This is a genomic window from Vibrio sp. 1249-1 (genome assembly GCF_033340495.1).
Genome location: NZ_JAWOWJ010000719.1, coordinates 1 through 630 on the forward strand (window position 1 = coordinate 1; position 630 = coordinate 630).

Genomic DNA, 630 nt, shown 5'->3' on the forward strand with positions numbered 1-630 from the left:
ACCCCTTCTTATGCTGCCCAACTTATCGAACAAAGCAAAGCGACACTTGTGATGACAGAAGACGGACAGATCATCTTTCACTCCTAAACTCCATCAGTCCTATGACGAAAAAGGCCTGCATTGCTGCAGGCCTTTGTATGAGTGAATTAAGAGTTATTTACTGGAAACTCACTGCAGTTGGTAGGCGATCAAGCATCTTGTAGTAATCACCAGCCACAGCGCCGATATCACCACGCAAATACGCTTGAATCATATTGAGATCTTTCAGCCAAAGTTCTTTGTCAGCATCTGAAGACGCCATGTACCCTGAGTACACATTGTCGACCGCGAACATCATGTCTTCGGCGTGATCGTTGTAAATCAAAAGCATCGCATCAGTGTAAGCTTCGAACGCTTTCAGCTCATCGTGCGCTTTACCACCTTTGTAGCTCAATGTGCCCGAAGTTGCATCGATGACCAAATCACCCGAAGTCACATTCGCTGTCGTAAAGTTGATGAAAGACTGGCTGAACGACAGCACACCTGCCGCAATAACCGCATCAATGGTTCGCTTCATTGCGTTGACCATTGGCGCATCCAGCAGAAATAAAGAATCGTGGAACGCTGGGACAATCGCTGTTCGGAATGGCC

Annotated in this window: 2 pseudogenes; one reads left to right on the forward strand and one right to left on the reverse strand. The window is 47.1% G+C overall.

Features of this window, described 5'->3' with window-relative positions:
- Positions 1-87 (forward strand): annotated as a pseudogene (locus R7Z50_RS28535) (C factor cell-cell signaling protein); the annotation flags it as partial.
- 70 nt (positions 88-157) lie between these two features.
- Here the strand turns inward: R7Z50_RS28535 and R7Z50_RS28540 are convergent.
- Positions 158-630: pseudogene (locus R7Z50_RS28540) on the reverse strand (MoxR-like ATPase); the annotation flags it as partial.